At 74.0% G+C, this 15,485-nt stretch carries 15 protein-coding genes; 8 read left to right on the top strand and 7 right to left on the bottom strand.

Annotation, left to right across the window (positions count from 1 at the left end; all coding sequences use genetic code 11):
- The first annotated feature begins 24 nt into the window (after positions 1–24).
- The 7 genes from ACIG5E_RS00285 to ACIG5E_RS00255 all read left to right on the top strand — a co-directional run bounded on the left by ACIG5E_RS00285 (position 25) and on the right by ACIG5E_RS00255 (position 5,546).
- Entirely contained in the window at positions 25–282 is a 258-nt protein-coding gene (locus ACIG5E_RS00285) for a hypothetical protein (protein ID WP_396530503.1), read from the top strand.
- Between the two features lie 34 nt (positions 283–316).
- Positions 317–718, top strand: a complete 402-nt coding sequence (locus tag ACIG5E_RS00280; protein ID WP_396530502.1) for a winged helix-turn-helix domain-containing protein — start codon at positions 317–319, stop codon at positions 716–718.
- A 114-nt stretch (positions 719–832) separates the two neighbouring features.
- The gene (locus ACIG5E_RS00275) at positions 833–1,318 is read left to right on the top strand and encodes a hypothetical protein (protein ID WP_396530501.1); all 486 of its coding nucleotides are present in this window, start codon (positions 833–835) and stop codon (positions 1,316–1,318) included.
- Positions 1,315–1,716 carry a glyoxalase gene (locus ACIG5E_RS00270; RefSeq protein ID WP_396530500.1) on the top strand — a complete coding sequence of 134 codons (402 nt, stop codon included), beginning with the start codon at positions 1,315–1,317 and terminating at the stop codon, positions 1,714–1,716. The genes ACIG5E_RS00275 and ACIG5E_RS00270 overlap by 4 nt, the downstream gene beginning before the upstream one ends.
- A 147-nt stretch (positions 1,717–1,863) precedes the next feature.
- On the top strand, positions 1,864–3,546 hold the full coding sequence (locus tag ACIG5E_RS00265; protein WP_396530991.1) for an ABC transporter permease: 1,683 nt from the start codon (positions 1,864–1,866) through the stop codon (positions 3,544–3,546).
- 17 nt (positions 3,547–3,563) lie between these two features.
- Positions 3,564–4,964 carry a nitrate/sulfonate/bicarbonate ABC transporter ATP-binding protein gene (locus tag ACIG5E_RS00260; RefSeq protein ID WP_396530499.1) on the top strand — a complete coding sequence of 467 codons (1,401 nt, stop codon included), beginning with the start codon at positions 3,564–3,566 and terminating at the stop codon, positions 4,962–4,964.
- A 27-nt stretch (positions 4,965–4,991) separates the two neighbouring features.
- The gene (locus ACIG5E_RS00255; RefSeq protein ID WP_396530498.1) at positions 4,992–5,546 is read left to right on the top strand and encodes a nucleoside deaminase; all 555 of its coding nucleotides are present in this window, start codon (positions 4,992–4,994) and stop codon (positions 5,544–5,546) included.
- Positions 5,547–5,620: 74 nt separating this feature from the next.
- On the opposite strand, the gene ACIG5E_RS00250 is transcribed toward ACIG5E_RS00255, so the two are convergent.
- The 5 genes from ACIG5E_RS00250 to ACIG5E_RS00230 all read right to left on the bottom strand — a co-directional run bounded on the left by ACIG5E_RS00250 (position 5,621) and on the right by ACIG5E_RS00230 (position 10,917).
- On the bottom strand, positions 5,621–6,064 hold the full coding sequence (locus ACIG5E_RS00250) for an ArsR/SmtB family transcription factor (RefSeq protein ID WP_396530497.1): 444 nt from the start codon (positions 6,062–6,064) through the stop codon (positions 5,621–5,623).
- A gap of 103 nt (positions 6,065–6,167) precedes the next feature.
- On the bottom strand, positions 6,168–6,824 hold the full coding sequence (locus tag ACIG5E_RS00245) for a LuxR C-terminal-related transcriptional regulator (RefSeq protein ID WP_396530496.1): 657 nt from the start codon (positions 6,822–6,824) through the stop codon (positions 6,168–6,170).
- Entirely contained in the window at positions 6,788–8,104 is a 1,317-nt protein-coding gene (locus ACIG5E_RS00240) for a sensor histidine kinase (protein ID WP_396530495.1), read from the bottom strand. The genes ACIG5E_RS00245 and ACIG5E_RS00240 overlap by 37 nt, the downstream gene beginning before the upstream one ends.
- 114 nt (positions 8,105–8,218) lie before the next feature.
- On the bottom strand, positions 8,219–10,168 hold the full coding sequence (locus tag ACIG5E_RS00235) for a hypothetical protein (protein ID WP_396530494.1): 1,950 nt from the start codon (positions 10,166–10,168) through the stop codon (positions 8,219–8,221).
- Positions 10,153–10,917: an ABC transporter ATP-binding protein gene (locus ACIG5E_RS00230; protein WP_396530990.1), complete on the bottom strand. Its 765-nt coding sequence runs from the start codon at positions 10,915–10,917 to the stop codon at positions 10,153–10,155. The genes ACIG5E_RS00235 and ACIG5E_RS00230 overlap by 16 nt, the downstream gene beginning before the upstream one ends.
- A 473-nt stretch (positions 10,918–11,390) precedes the next feature.
- Here ACIG5E_RS00230 and ACIG5E_RS00225 point away from each other — a divergent pair, with 473 nt between their 5' ends.
- Complete coding sequence (locus tag ACIG5E_RS00225; protein WP_396530493.1) at positions 11,391–12,230, top strand: sigma factor; 840 nt, start codon at positions 11,391–11,393, stop codon at positions 12,228–12,230.
- Positions 12,231–12,508: 278 nt separating this feature from the next.
- Here ACIG5E_RS00225 and ACIG5E_RS00220 read toward each other — a convergent pair whose 3' ends face one another.
- Together ACIG5E_RS00220 and ACIG5E_RS00215 are read right to left on the bottom strand one after the other, a co-directional pair.
- Positions 12,509–13,939 carry a KamA family radical SAM protein gene (locus tag ACIG5E_RS00220; protein ID WP_396530492.1) on the bottom strand — a complete coding sequence of 477 codons (1,431 nt, stop codon included), beginning with the start codon at positions 13,937–13,939 and terminating at the stop codon, positions 12,509–12,511.
- 43 nt (positions 13,940–13,982) lie between these two features.
- The gene (locus tag ACIG5E_RS00215; RefSeq protein ID WP_396530491.1) at positions 13,983–15,452 is read right to left on the bottom strand and encodes a polyketide synthase; all 1,470 of its coding nucleotides are present in this window, start codon (positions 15,450–15,452) and stop codon (positions 13,983–13,985) included.
- Positions 15,453–15,485 lie beyond the last annotated feature (33 nt).

Genomic DNA, 15,485 nt, shown 5'->3' with positions numbered 1-15,485 from the left:
GCCCTGTCACGGAGGTGACCTGCCATGTCCATCGTTGCCGCTTTCCAGCCCACCCTTCCGTCCACCGACCGCGGCCGACTGCGCGCCGCCCTCGCCGCGGTGGGCCGACGCCTGGCAGCGAGCCCGCTGGACAGCCCCGTCCTGCGCGCCGCCGCGCCGGCCGCGCCCCTGCCGGGCGACCGCCCGCTGCCGTTGCGGGCCAGCTGGCGGGCCAGCTGGCGGACCGTCACCGCGCCCGACGGGACGCCCCGGCTGGAAGCCTCCTGGCACGCCGGGCACTGAACCGACCGACCCCACCAGCCGAAGGAGCATCGCCATGGCCGTGCGCTACCCCAGGCTCGACGCCATCTTCTCGGACCACGCCCCCGCCCCCGCCGCCCGACGCCCCGCCCCCGCTCCGCTGCCCGCCGTGGTCGGCCCGGGCGGCCTGGTGGTGGACTCCGAGCAGCGCACCGTTACCATCGACGGCCAGCAACTCAGCCTGCCGTACCTGGAGTTCGAGCTCCTCGCACACCTGGTCGGCAATCCGCTTCGGGTGCACTCCCGCCGCCAGCTGATGGAGACCGTGTGGGGCCGGCCCGACACGGGCGACACCCGCACCATCGCCACCCACATAGCCCGGCTCCGCCGCAAGCTCGGCCCCGGCCACCGGGAGGCGATCGCCACCGTCCGGCAGATCGGCTACAAGTACGACCCCCGACTGGTCCGCGCCGCCTGAACCGGTGCACAACACCAGTGCGCGGAACCACCGCGCTGAACCATCGCACCGAAGCACCGCGCCGAAAACCATCGCACCGAACCACCGCGCCGAACCATAGAAGGAGGACACCGCATGACCAGAGCAGCCATCCCGTTCCCCCGGACCGGCAGAACGACGGCCCTGGGCGGCGTCCTGCTCCTGCTCACCCTCCAGTGCCTCGCCGTCGGCGTCGCCCCCGAGCCCCTGCGGCTCTTCCTCTCCGGTGTGCTCATCGGCGCCTCGGTCGCCGGGCTGCTGCTCGCCCTGCTGCTGGCCCACAGCCGGCAGCGGGCGAGCCCGGCGGGACGGGACGGAAAGGCCGCTCCGGAGGACGACGCCCAGTGGTTCAGCGCCCGCTCGCTGGATGGCTTCCCGATGGAGCAGGTCCGCCCGCTCCTGCTCTCCCCCGGTGCCCCCGGCCTCAACCGGCTCTACACCGCCTGGGTGTTCGCCACCCACGGGCACGACCCCCAGTGGATCGCCCACCACCTCGACCTGCCCACCCCGACCGCCCGGCTGCTGGTCACCGCGGCCCGGCGGCACGCCACGTCCACCCCCTTCGACAGGAGGCCGCAGTGATCACGGCCCTCGACCACGTCCAGCTCTCCGCGCCGCCCGGCAGCGAGGCCCTGCTGCGCGCCTTCTACGGCGACGTGCTGCAGATGGCGGAGATCCCCAAGCCCCAGCCGCTGACCGGACGCGGCGGCTGCTGGTTCGCCGCCGACGGCGGACGGGTGCGGCTCTACCTCGGCATCGAGGAGCGCTTCCGTCCGAACACCAAGGCCCATCCGGGAATGGCGGTCTGCGAGATCGAGGACTTCGCCCTGCGGCTCGCCGAACTCGGCGCCCAGGTGGTCTGGGACGACAGCCTGCCGCCCCGGCGCCGCTTCTACACCACCGACCCGGTCGGCAACCTGCTGGAGTTCGTCGAGGCGGCCGAGCAGCAGGCCCTGACGGCGGCCCGAACAGCGGTCTGAGCACCGGTTCAATTGCGTACGGACGTCGGGAGGGAGCAGACTGCCCGGGTTTGCGAACCGGAGGTCCCCGTCGTGTCCCTCCCGAAGTCCGCCCCGGGCCTGTCCCGGGGCTCGCTGCCGTCCCGGACGGCGAGCCGCCTGGCCCGGATGACCTGGGTGGACGTGGTCGTGGCGGCCGCCGTCCTGGTCCTGCTCTACCTCGCCCTGCGGGTCGGGCAGGGCACCACCGTACGGTTCTCCACCGCCCGCGACGCCGCCGTGGACACCGACCCGGCCCGGCTGCCGTACGACGCGGCGCGCTCGCTGCTGCGGATGTTCGCCGCGCTCGTCGTCTCCGTCGGCTTCACCTTCGGCTACGCCTACGCCGCCGCCCGCAGCCGACGGCTGGAACGGGTGCTGATCCCCGCCCTGGACATCCTCCAGTCGGTGCCCGTACTCGCCTTCCTCACCGTCGCCGTGACCGGCTTCCTCGCGCTGTTCCCCGGCTCGATGCTCGGCCTCGAATGCGCGTCCGTCTTCGCCATCTTCACGTCCCAGGCGTGGAACATGACCTTCGGCTTCTACCACTCACTGGTCTCGCTGCCGCGCGAGCTCGACGAACTGTCCCGCTCCTTCCGGTTCAGCCGGTGGATGCGGTTCTGGAAGGTCGAACTGCCCTCCGGCATGATCGGCCTGGTCTGGAACGGCATGCTCAGCTTCGGCGGCGGCTGGTTCTTCCTGGTCGCCTCCGAGGCCATCAGCGTCGACAACCAGCGCTACGCCCTGCCCGGGGTCGGCTCCTACGCGGGCGCCGCCATCGCCGCCGGGGACCTCGGCCGGGTCGGCTGGGCGATCGCCACCATGGCCGTCCTCGTCATCGGCGTCAACTTCCTGTTCTGGCGGCCGCTCACCGCCTGGGCCGAACGCTTCAAGAACGAGCAGTCCGAGGCCACCGAGGTCCAGCGCTCCACCGTCCTCGACCTGCTGCGCCGCTCCCACCTGCCCGCTCTGCTCGGCCGGGCGCTGCGGCCCCTCGGCCACGCCCTCAACCGGGCCGGACGGGCCTTCGGCACCGACGACCGGCCGCTCGCCGTCAGCCCCGCACGGCAGCGCACCGGGGACCTCGCCTTCGCCCTGGTCTCCGGCGGCATCGTGCTCTGGGGCCTGATCGACCTCGGGCACTACCTCGCCCACGCCACCGGCCTCGGCGTCTTCGGCGAACCACTGCTGCTCGGCCTCGCCACCCTGGCCCGGGTGGTCGTCCTGGTCGCGGTGGCCACCGTCGTCTGGGTGCCGATCGGCGTGAAGATCGGCTTCTCCCCCCGACTGACCCGGATCGCCCAGCCCCTGGTCCAGATCCTCGCCAGCTTCCCCGCCAACTTCCTCTTCCCGCTGGTGGTCTGGCTGCTGCTGCGCACCGGCCTGTCGATCGACCTCGGCGGCGTCCTGCTGATGGCCCTCGGCGCCCAGTGGTACATCCTGTTCAACGCCATCGCCGGCGCCATGGCCATCCCCAGCGACCTGCGCGAAGCCATGGACAACCTCGGCGTCCACGGCTGGCAGCGCTGGCGCCGGCTCATCATCCCCGGGACCTTCCCGGCGTACGTCACCGGCGGCATCACCGCCTCCGGCGGCGCCTGGAACGCCGCCATCGTCTCCGAGGTCGTCACCTTCGGCGGCACCACCCTCACCGCCACCGGCCTCGGCGCGTACATCGCCCGGGCCACCGAACGCGGCGACTACCCGCACCTGCTCGCCGGGGTCGCGGTGATGAGCCTGTACGTCGTCGCCCTCAACCGCCTGCTCTGGCGCCGCCTGTACCGGCTGGCCGAGCGCCGCTACTCGCTCTAGCCCTGGGGTTCCGTCCGATGCGCTTCCCGTTCTCCCGTACCGCTCCCGTTCCCGCTCCCGCCACCGCTGCTACGGAAACGGGCGACGGCGGGATCCTGCTGGAGACTTCCGGCCTGACCAAGTCCTACGCCGGAGCCGACGGCGAACTGCCGGTGCTCTCCGGGATCGACCTCACCGTCCGGGCCGGCGAGATCGTCGCCCTGCTCGGCCGCTCCGGCTCCGGCAAGTCCACCCTGCTGCGCTGCCTGGCCGGCCTGCTCCCGCCCAGCTCCGGCACCGTCCGCTACCGCGGCACCCCGCTCACCGGCGCCAACCCCGGCACCGCGCTGGTCTTCCAGACCTTCGCCCTGCTGCCCTGGCTCACCGTCCGGCAGAACGTCGAACTCGGTCTGGAAGCCCGCGCAGTGCCCCCGCGCCAACGCGCCCGGGCCGCCGAGCAGGCCATCGACCTGATCGGCCTGGCCGGCTTCGAGAACGCCTACCCCAAGGAGCTCTCCGGCGGCATGCGCCAACGCGTCGGCTTCGCAAGGGCGTTGGTGGTCGAACCGGACGTGCTGATGATGGACGAGCCGTTCTCCGCGCTCGACGTGCTCACCGCCGAGAACCTGCGCGGCGAACTCATGGAGCTGTGGGACTCCGGCCAGTTCCCCACTCGCGCCGTCGTCCTCGTCACCCACAACATCGAGGAGGCGGTGCTGATGGCCGACCGCATCGTCGTCCTCGGCTCCCGCCCGTACGGCACCATCCGGGAGACCGTCGAAGTCGGCCTGGAACGCCCGCGCGACCGCGGCTCCGCCGCCTTCGACGAACTCGTCGACCGGGTCTACCGGATCATGACCGGCCGCCCCAAGGACACCCGCCCCGCCGCCCGCCCGGACCCGGAACGCCCCGACCCGGAACGGCTGGACCGTCGTACGGTGGCCAACACCCCGCTGCCCACCGCCAGCGTCGACGGCCTCTCCGGCCTCGCCGAGATGATCGCCCACCGCGACGGCCGCTGCGACCTCGCCGACCTCGCCGAGGAACTCGGCCTCGACATCGACGACATGCTCCCCCAGGTCGACGCCCTCGACCTGCTCGGCTTCGCCGAGATCCACGGCGACGACCTCCTGCTCACCGAGGACGGCACCGCCTTCGCCCACGCCGACGTCCAGGACTCCCGCGCCCTCTTCGCGGGCGCCGCCCTCGACGTCCCCCTGGTCAAACTGATCGCCAACAGCCTCGGCGGCGCACCCGGCACCACCCTCCGCGCCGGATTCTTCCGCGACCTGCTCGCCCACCACTACACCAGCGAACAGGTCGACCGGCAGCTGGAGACCGCGACCGACTGGGGCCGCTACGCGGGCCTGTTCGGCTACGACGCGGCACGGCAGGAATACCGGTTGGACGAGGCCCAGCCGGGGACAATGCCGCGGTAACCGGAACCCCAACCCGACGGAGACACCATGCCCTTGAACAGGCGTCACTTCCTCGGCACGGTCGGCGCGGCGGGACTGCTACTGCCGACCGCGACACCCGCCGCGGCCTCCCACGACCACGGACGCTTCATGGCCGCGGCCATCGAGGAGGGACGCAAGGACGAGCGCTACCCCTTCGGCGCCGTCATCGTGCGCGCAGGCCGGGTGGTGGCCCGGGGCACCGCATCGGCGGACAGCCCGATCCAGCACGGCGAGATCGCCGCCATCGAGGACTACGCCCAGCCCTACGGCAGCCCCGAATGGGCCGGCACCGCCCTCTACACCACCGCCGAACCGTGCCCCATGTGCATGAGCGCCTGCGCATGGGCCGGCATCACGCAGGTCGTCTGGGGCACCTCGATCGAAGGCCTGCGCCGCACCGGCCTCGACCAGATCGACCTGTCCGCGACCGCCGTCGCCGAGGCCGCCAAGTCCTTCTACCATCCGCAACTGCTCCTCGGCGGAGTGCTCGCCGACCGCACCGACGAACTGTTCCGCCGCGCCCAGGCCATCCGCGACGGCGACGGCGAGGAGCCGTCCTAGCGGCACGGCGTCGAATCGTTGCGGACTCCCCACGAGCAGCCGGGCCACGACCTCACACGGCAGATGACGATCCGTCAGGCAGGCTGATCGGTCACGGGCCGGTGGCGCACGCCCCGGACGGCGCGGGCGGCCCGGGCGGCGCGGGCGAAGGGCTGCTCCACCATCGCGGCGGCCGGGGCCGCGCCGCCGTCTCCACCGCCGTCGCCGCCCCGACCCGGCAGGTCGTTCGCGATCACGGCGGCCTCGGTCAGCAGGCCGCGCACCTCGGTGGCCCGGTAGAAGATCCGCGTCCCCTCCCGGCGGGCCACCACCAGGCCCGCCGCCCGCAGCTTCGCGAGGTGCTGCGAGGTCGCGGCCACATGGGCACCCAGCAGCTCGGCCAGCTCGCTGACCGGCAGCTCCCGCCGGCTCAGCGCCCACAGCAACCGGTACCGCGACGGGTCCGCCACCGCCTTCAGCACTGCCACCGCCCGCTCCGCCGCATCGGTGTCCCAGGCCTCTTCTTCCACACCACCCATACAGCGATCGTACCGACGCCCCCACCCACCCGGCCCCGGGAAGCAGCCAACCACCCCCGCAGCCGCGAAGCCCCCGGCATAGGAAGTCGGACCGGCCGACTTCCTATGCCTGGCGGGTCCCGTCCAGGTAGGCGAGGACGGCGAGGACGCGGCGGTTGTCGTCGTCGGAGGCGCCGAGGGCGAGTTTGGCGAAGATGTTGGAGGTGTGCTTGCTGACCGCGCCCTCGCTGAAGTGGAGGCGTTGGGCGATGGCGGCGTTGGAGCGGCCCTCGGCCATCATCGCGAGGACGTCGCGTTCGCGTGGGGTCAGCATCGCGAGCGGCTCGTCGTAGGCGTTGCGGGCGAGGAGGCGGGTGATGACCTGGGGGTCCATGACGGTGCCGCCGGCGGCGACGGTGTGGACGGCGTCCACGAACTGGTCGGCCTTGGAGACCCGGTCCTTGAGCAGGTAGCCGACGCCGCCGGCGCCGCCGGCGATCAGTTCGCGCGCGTAGAGCTGTTCGACGTGCTGGGAGAGGACCAGGACGGGCAGGCCGGGCTGTGCTCGGCGGGCGGCGAGTGCGACCTGGAGGCCCTCGTCGGAGTAGGTGGGGGGCAGGCGGACGTCGACCACGGCGATGTCCGGGCGGTGTTCGGCGAGGGCGGCGGCCAGTTCGGGCCCGCTCTCCACGGCGGCGACGATGTCGTGGCCGTGGGCGCTCAGCAGTAGTTCCAGTCCGTCCCTCAGCAGGACGAGGTCCTCGGCGAGGACAACGCGCACGGCAACTCCATGATCAGCCTGGTCGGGCCCCCCGGGGGGCTGGTCAGCGTGAGCGTACCGTCGAACACCGCCAGCCTGCGCCGGATGCCCCGCAGGCCGCTGCCGCCGGCGAGGTCGGCGCCGCCCCGGCCGTCGTCGGCCACCTCGGCGCGCAGCAGTCCGGCGGCGTGGGTGAGTTCCACCGTGGCGTGCCGGGCGTCGCCGTGCTTGACCGCGTTGGTGAGCGCCTCGCTGACGGCGAAGTACAGCGCCGACTCCACCGGGGCCTCGGCCCGGCCGGGCAGTTCGGTCCGTACCTCGACCTTCAGCGGCACGTCCAGCGCGAGCGCCCGTACCCCCTCGGCGAGGCCGCGTTCGGCGAGCACCGGCGGGTGGATGCCGCGCACCAGGTCGCGCAGTTCCTGCAGGGCCTGGGTGACGTTCTCCTGGGCGTCCGTCACCACCTGCTTCGCCTTCTCCGGATCGCGGTCGATCAACGGGACGACCGCGCCGAGCCGCAGGCTGACCGCGACCAGCCGGGCCTGGGCGCCGTCGTGCAGATCCCGTTCGATCCGGCGCAGTTCGGCGGCCTGGGCCTCGGTGGCGTCCAGCCGGATCTCGGTGAGCTGCTCGACCCGCTGGGCGAGCCGGGAGCGTTCGGTGGGGCCGAGCAGGGTGCGGGTCCACCGGCCGTGCAGGTGCAGGGCCGGCTGGGCGAGGGCGAGCCCGGCGGGGACGAGGACGAGTCCGAGGAGCGGGCCGAGGAGGCCTGGCAGCGGCAACAGGCCGTAGCCGAAGCCGGGTTGGGGCAGGACGGGCTGCGCGAGCCCGTACAGGCCGTAGCCGACCAGCAGCGGGGGCGCGGCCGCGATGGCGCCCCCGACCAGCGGGTCGGCGAGGAGCCAGCCGGCGTCGCGCCAGGTCGCCGGGTCGTTCCAGAGCCAGCGCAGGGTGCGGGCGAAGGCCGCGAACCAGCGGCTCTTGTGGTAGTCGTGGCCGGTCCAGAACCAGCCGTGCAGGGTGCGCTCCAGCGCCGGGCGCGGCACGTACGGCACCGGTACGGGCACCTGCGACCAGTGGCCGGCGGCCCACCGGGCGGCACCGGCGGCGGAGCGGACCACCCGGGTCACCGCCGGGAACAGCGGGAACATCCCGAGGCAGGCCCAGAGCAGGAACGAGGTCAGGTAGAGGACGGCCAGCGCCGCCCCGACCGGGATGAGGAGCGTGAGGACGGCGAGGCGCCCGAGCGCCCGTACGGCGGTGCGCAGCGCCTCGGCGCCTCGGGACTGCGGGGTGCTCACGGGACCTCCGGGGTCGGGTCGGATGCTGGCTGGTGCCGGATGCTGGACGATCATGATGGCAGCGGGCCCGCTCGGCCTGCTCGGGCCCGCTCGGCCTGCTCGGGCCCGCTCGGCCTACTCCTGGGCGGCGGCGTGCTTGGCGCGGATCAGCCGGTACACCCCGAAGAAGCAGACCGCGCCCAGCAGGATGAACCCCGCCGCCACCGGCACCTGCCAGCCCGGCGGCAGGTACAGGGCCAGGAACCAGCTCCGGTTCGCCGGCGCGAGGAGCGACATCCCCAGCGCCACCCCGCCCTGCGGGGCGGCGCTCAGCACCCCGACCGTCACCAGCAGTCCGGCCAGCGCGGTGCGGCGGCGGGAGAGGCCGTCCAGCAGGTCCTGCTCCTCCTGCTCCTCCGGTGAGCGGGCCGGCGCCGTCACCCGCCGCACGCCCTTGCGCATCACGTCGAGCAGCTCCGGGCCCCGGGTCTCCAGCCGGCGCCGGGCCGCCCGGCCCAGCCACCAGGCGTACAGCAGCCCGGTGCCCAGGCCGGCCGCCGTCCCCGTCCACCGCAGCGGCGCACTGTGCAGCAGGGTGCCGGCCAGCACGACGCCGCCGGCGGGCAGGGCGGCGGCGAGCTGGAGCAGCAGCACGGCCAGGCTCTGCATCCGGACCTGGTCGCCGCTCTCGTCGCTGAAACCGTCCAGCGGGTTGCCGCCGGGCAGGTCCGGGAACGGGGTGGGGCCGAGCAGGGACATCAGCGGGGTCAGGCCCGCCCCGGCGCCGAGCACGGCGGGCAGGGTGGCGAGCAGCCACGGCCAGGCCCAGCCGTTCGGGACGGCGAGGGTCGCGGCCACGGTGAGCAGCAGGGCGGCCGGGCCGACGACCAGCAACCAGGCCCACTGCCGGGCCCGGACGTCGATCCGCTCGGCGCCAGGGGCGACCAGGGTCAGCCACAGGGCGCCGGCGTCCAGGCCGTACAGGCTGGAGCCGAGCGCGCCGGCGTACAGCGCGAGGACGACGCCGGTCCACGGCAGCACGGTGGAGAAGCCGCCGAGCATCGGCAGCAGGCCGGTGAACAGGCCGGTCCACAGCGCGATCCGCAGGAAGCGGGCGCGGCGCGGGTCCCGCACCCACAGGCGCAGCTCCTTGCCGAGGACGGCGCCCCCGGGACCGTCCGGGACGGCCCGCAGTCGGGCGCCCCGGCGGGCGGTGGCCCGGCCCCCGCCGGCCGTTCCGCGCACCAGCCGGCGGGAGAGCAGGGCGGTCCAGGCGGCGAAGAGCACCGCGCAGAGGGCGAGCAGCCCGCCGAGGCAGGCGCCGGCCAGGGCCCAGTCGGAGCGCCGGGCGGCGTCCACGGCGACCACCGACCAGCCGGAGGGCAGAGCGCGTACGACCGTGCCGATCACGGGCGCCCAGTGGCCGCTCAACAGTTCGAAGAAGAAGGCGAGACCGAACCAGCCGGTGTTGAGGAACCCGCAGACCAGCCCGGCCAGCAGCGCGGACAGTTCCCAGCCGAGCCGTGAGCGGGCGACGCTGCCGAGGCACTGCAGGCTCAGCTTGGCGAGTACCACGACGAGCAGCAGTTGGAGCAGTGTGGCGGGGACGGCGACCAGCGCGGGCAGCAGGCCCAGCCCGGCGCCGAAGACGATCAGCACCGAGAAGGCGATCAGGCCGACCAGCGGGGTGATGCCGACGAACGAGGCGGCCAGCAGGCCGAGGGCGAGCCGGCGCGGGGGCTGCGGCACCAGCGTGAAGTAGGACAGTCGCAGGGTCGGGTCGCCGCCGGTGAGGGTCGGGCCGACCGCCCAGCCGACGCTCCAGGCCAGCAGCACCAGGGCGATCGTGCCGACCCCGACCTCGGGGGCGGGGAAGTCCACCAGACCCAGCAGGGCGGTGCCGACCGCCGCCAGAGCGCCGCACACTCCCCCGGTGATCAGGCTCGCGGCCCGGGGGCCGGACATCGACCGGCGCAGGACGGCCAGCTTCATCCCGGTCAGGACGGCGACGAGGTTCAGGGCGCCGGCCGGGTTCAGGACGCCGGCCGGTTTCTGGGCGGCAGTGCGGTTCAGGACGCCAACCACGACAACCCCTCCTCCCCACCGGTACGGGCACCGACCAGCTCGACGAAGACCTCCTCCAGCCCGCGCCCGGCGCGCACCTCGTCCACCGGGCCGGCCGCCAGCGCCCGGCCCGCGGCGATCACGCCGACGTGGTCGCAGAGCTGCTCGACCAGGGCCATCACGTGGCTTGAGAACACCACCGAGCCGCCGGAGGCGACGAAGCGCTTCAGGATGACCCGGATGGTCGCCGCGGACACCGGGTCGACGGCCTCGAACGGCTCGTCCAGCACCAGCAGCCGGGGGGCGTGCAGCAGGGCGGTGGCCAGGCCGATCTTCTTGCGCATCCCGGTGGAGTAGTCGATCACCGGGGTGTGCCCGGCCTCGTCCAGCTCCAGTACGGCCAGCAGCTCCTCGGCCCGGGCGTCCACCGTGGCGGCCGGCAGGCCGCGCAACCGGCCCAGGTAGTGCAGCAGTTCGGGGCCGGTGAGCCGCTCGGGCAGCATCATGCCGTCCGGCAGCACCCCGGCCAGGGCTTTGGCCCGTACCGGGTCGCTCCACACGTCGACCCCGAAGACCGCCGAAGTCCCGGCGTCCGGCCGCAGCAGGCCGACAGCCATCGACAGCGAGGTGGTCTTGCCCGCGCCGTTGGGGCCGACCAGCCCGTAGAACGAACCGCTCGGCACCACCAGGTCCACCCCGTCCACGGCGGTGTGCGCCCCGAACCGCTTCCGCAGCCCCGCCAGCCGCAGCGCGGGCGCGCTCGCGTCCACCTCCGGCCGGGCCCCCTGCCCCGACTGCGCCCTTCCCCGCACGACGTCCTCCCCGATCCCGATCCTCACGCCCGCCCCGCTCCGGGCGGCTCGTGATCGAATCTAGGGACGGCGGAACGGCGGCAGAATCCAGCTGCACCCCCACCGGGGGTGGGGCTGGGCCCACCCCCGGCCACGGCCGGCCGCTCAGCTGCTCAGCACTGAACGGGCGGGCCGACCTCGTCCATATCGAGCTCGACGACGGGAAGCCCTTCCCGGTGGTCATCCGGTGGATCGCCACCGCACCCGCCGCGCCCGCGACGGCCAGCACGGCGACCACCACGAGGAGCACCCGGCGCCACGCCCGCTTCCGCGGCCGGACACCCCGCCGGATCGCCGCGGATTTCGGTGGTGCCACCCGGTGTGATCAACCGGGATCTCCGAGTAAGGTCCACCCACGACGACGCGCGCCCCCGGGACCGAGGAGTGTGACCGTGCCCGACCACGAGCGGCAGGCAGGCCAGTTCGAGTACCTCCGGCCGCGGATGCGCGCCCTCGCCTACCCGCTGCTGGGCTCGCACGCCGAGGCCGAGGAGGCCGTGCGGGAGGCCTGGGCCAGGCTCGGGCGGATCAATCCGGAGGAGGTGGCGGACCTGGCCGGCTGGCTGGCCGTGGTGACCAGCCGGGTCTGCCTGAACCGGCTGGTCGCGCGGACGGGGCAACCGGGGCCGCGGCTGCCGGATGTGGTCGTCGAACCGGAGCCGTCCGGCGGGGAGTCGGCGAGTGCCCCGGTCGGCCTCGCCCTGCTGGTCGCGCTGGACGCGCTGGCTCCCGCCGAGCGGGTCGCCTTCGTGCTGCACGACCTGTTGCGGCTGCACGTCGACCAGATCGCGACCGCTCTGGAGCGGACCACGGCGGTCACCCGCAAGCTCACCGAGCAGGCCCGCCACCGGGTGCAGGAGGCGCGCGAGGCGGACGGCGAGGGCAGCCCGGCCGCCCGCCGCAGACTGGTCGACGCCTTCTGCGCGGCGGTGCTGGACGGCGACCCGGCGGCGCCGGCGGCCCTCCTGGAACCGGAGGCCGAACTGCACGCGGACGGCTGGCACCCGATCCGCGGCGCCCACGAGGTGGCGGAGCGCACCGTGACGCTCTGCCAGGGCGGACCGGCGTTCACCGCGGTACTGGTCAACGGCTCCCCCGGCGCCCTGGTCACCCGGGACGGCGTGCCGACCGCGGTGCTGGGCCTCGCCGTCCGGGCGGGCCGGATCAGCCGGGTCCACCTGCTGCTGGACCCGGAGCGGCTGGCCGCGATCGACGTCGACGCCCTCCCCTGATGGTGACGGACCGGCCCTGACCCGCCACCCGCCGCCGGCCCGCGGCGAGCACGACCCCCGCGCAGGAGCTGCCCAGCAGGGCGCCCGCCAGGACGTCCGGTGCGCTTTCCAACCACCTTCCACGCGACCTCGATCGGCCCCCGAGCGTCGAAAGGCGATCAGAAGGAGTCGACAAGGGGGGTTGCGCCGGGCGGGTCCGGGCCGGAAACGCGGCGGTGCCCGGTCCCCCTCGGGTGTCGAGAAGGACCGGGCACCGGGCACCGGGTGTCGTACCGGGGTCAGGAGCCGGCCGGGCGCTCCGCCTCCTGCTGCTTGCGCCACCACTCCCGGCCGCTGCGCGGGAGCGTGGCGATCGGGTCGTAGTAGACGAACTCCCGCCTGGCCGCGTCCCCGTGGGGCTCGTCCTCGCCGCCGACCCGGTAGTTCTTCGACCAGTAGGAGATACCGCGCTCCTCGTCGTACTCGTCGGCCTGGTGCACCCAGCGCTTGCCGACGTACGGGACGTCGCAGACCACCCGCGGGGTCGCGTAGCCGGGCAGGTAGCCGAGGATCGAGCTCTGCAGCCGCTTGGCGTGGGCCAGCGAGACGCGCCAGTGCTCGGAGTTGGGGATCATGTCGCAGAGGTAGAAGTAGTACGGCAGGATGCCGGCCTCGCCCTGGAGGGCGAAGCACAGGTCGAGCAGGGCGGTTGTCGAGTCGTTGACGCCCGCCATCAGCACGCCCTGGTTGCGGACGTCGCGCACCCCGACGGCCAGGGCGGTGCGGGCCGCCTCGGCGGCGAGCGGGGTGATCGACTGGGCGTGGTTGGCGTGGGTGTGGAGGGCCAGGTTGACCCCGCGCCGTTCGGCGGTGCGGGCGACCCGCTCCAGGCCCTCGACCACCCGCGGCTGCAGCCAGTGCTGGGGCAGGCCGATCAGTGCCTTGGAGGCCAGCCGGATGTCCCGGACGCTGTCGAGGTCCAGCAGCCGCATCAGGAAGGACTCCAGCTGCGGCCAGGGGACGTTGGCGACGTCGCCGCCCGAGACCACCACGTCGCGGACCTCGGGGGTGCGGCTGAGGTAGTCGATCATCTGCTGCTGCCGGTCGACCGGGCGCAGCGTGAGCCGGGTCTTGGTGAACTGCGGGGTGGAGTTGCCGACCAGGTCCATCCGGGTGCAGTGGCCGCAGTACTGCGGGCAGGTGGCGACGAGTTCGGCCAGCACCTTGGTCGGGTAGCGGTGGGTGAGCCCCTCGACCGCCCACATCTCCGACTCGTGCAGCGAGTCCCGTTCGGCGCGCGGGTGGCTGGGCCACTCGGGGTCGCGGTCGGAGCGGACGGGCAGCATGTAGTTGCGGACGGGGTCGGCCAGGAAGGCGTCGGTGAAGGCCTCCGGGGTCAGCCGGGCGTCGGGGGCCATGGTGTTGAGCATGTGCGGCGGCAGCAGCATCGACATCGTCGCGAACTGCCGTTGGTCCGCGTCCAGTTCGAGGTGGAAGCGGTCCTGGAGGAGGTCCCCGGTGACGGCCCGGAGCTGGGCGGCGTTCTTGACGCAGTGGGCGCGCTGCCACTGGGCGTCGCGCCACTGCGCCTCGGTGACGTCCCGCCAGCCGGGGAAGCGGCGCCAGTCCGGCTCGGTCAGCGGGGTCCTGCGGTACTCGTACGGCTGCGGGAGCCGGTCGTCGGCCGGCTCGGCCGTGTCGGTGGCGGCGGAAGGCTGCTGAACAGTCATACGGATCAGTCGTTCCGTTCACTGGGGGCGTGGGTGGCCGGCGTCATCGCCAGCTGTGGTCGTCGGACCAGTGCCTGCTCCCGGGGGCGCCGGGTGCGGCAGCGTTGCCGGGGCCGGAGGACGCGCTCTTGGGGTCGTGCTCCATCAGGAGGTGGGCGTTGGTCCCGGTGAAACCGAAGGCGCTCACCCCGGCGATCCGCCGGGAGGCCTGCGGCCACGGGGTGGGCCGGTCGCAGAACCGGAGCCCGAGCTGCTGCCAGGGGATCGCCGGGTCGAGCCGGTCCGCTCCGGGGTGTGGCGGGATCTCGCCGTGCGAGAGCGCGAGCGCGGTCTTCATCAGGGCGGCGATCCCGGAGGCGAACTCCAGGTAGCCGAGGTTGGCCTTGCAGGAGCCGAGGTACAGCGGCGGGGTGTCCGCCGAGGCCCGGCCGTACGCCTGGGCGGTGGACTCGGCCTCCACGGCCGCGCCGAGCGGGATTCCGTTGGCGTGGGCCTCCACGAACTGCACCTGGTGGGCCTCCAGGTGGGACTGCTCCAGGGCCCGCTTGATCACCGCCCGCTGGCCGAGGCCGGAGGGCAGGGTGAGCGAGGGGCGGTCGCCGTGCTGGTGGATCGCGGTGCCCCGGACCAGCGCGTACACCCGGTCCCGGTCCGCCGCCGCGTCGCGGTGCCGCTTGAGCACCAGGACGCCGGCGCCCTCGGACCGTACGTAGCCGTCCGCGTCCGCGGCGAACGGGCGGCTGCGGCCGGTGGGCGAGAGCATGCCCGCCCGCTCCAGCACGCCCGAGGTCAGCGGGGACAGCAGCAGGTTGGCCGCGCCGACCAGGGCGAGGTCGCACTCGCCGGAGCGCAGCGCCTGGGCGGCGAGGTGGGTGGCGGTCAGTCCGGTGGAGCAGGCGGTGTCGAGGCTCAGGGCCGGGCCGTTGACGCCCAGCGCCACCGACAGCCGGCCCGCGGCGGCGCTCGGGGTGGCGCCGGTGGCCTCGTACGGGGAGATGCCGTCGGCCGGGAGCCCGTTGCGCAGCCGGGCCAGGTGGTACTCCATCGCGCCGACGCCGACGAAGACCCCGATCCGGCGGCCGCGGACCTCCTGGAGGGTGAGGCCCGCGTCGGCGAGCGCCCGCGCGGTGACCTCCAGCAGCAGCCGCTGCTGCGGGTCCAGGTGCAGGGCCTCGGCGGCCGGGATGCCGAAGCGCTCGGCGTCGAAGAGGTCCACCGCGTCGAGGTAGCCGCCGCTGCGCAGCAGCTCGGCGAGCGGGGCGAGGTCGGGCGCCGTGGTGTTCCAGCGGGGCCGCCCCAGGCTGTCGTTCGGGATGCCGACCCCGGCGGTGGGCACCGTGCCGCCGGTGCGGAGCAGCTGCCAGAGGGCGGCCGGGTCGTCGATGCCGCCGGGGAACCGGCAGCCCATGCCGACCACGGCGATGCCCTCGGTCTCCTCCAGGCGCTTGCGGGCCAGCAGCACGAGCAGCTGCTGCTTGGAGAGTGTTTGCAGATGGTCGATGTAGCCGGTCACCGCGGTACCGCCCTTGGTCGTGTGCGTGGTCCG

The sequence above is a fragment of the Kitasatospora sp. NPDC053057 genome, assembly GCF_044546945.1.
Classification (GTDB): domain Bacteria; phylum Actinomycetota; class Actinomycetes; order Streptomycetales; family Streptomycetaceae; genus Kitasatospora.
The sequence above is the reverse complement of the archived record's forward strand: the minus strand, read 5'-3'. Positions and strand labels throughout refer to the sequence as shown.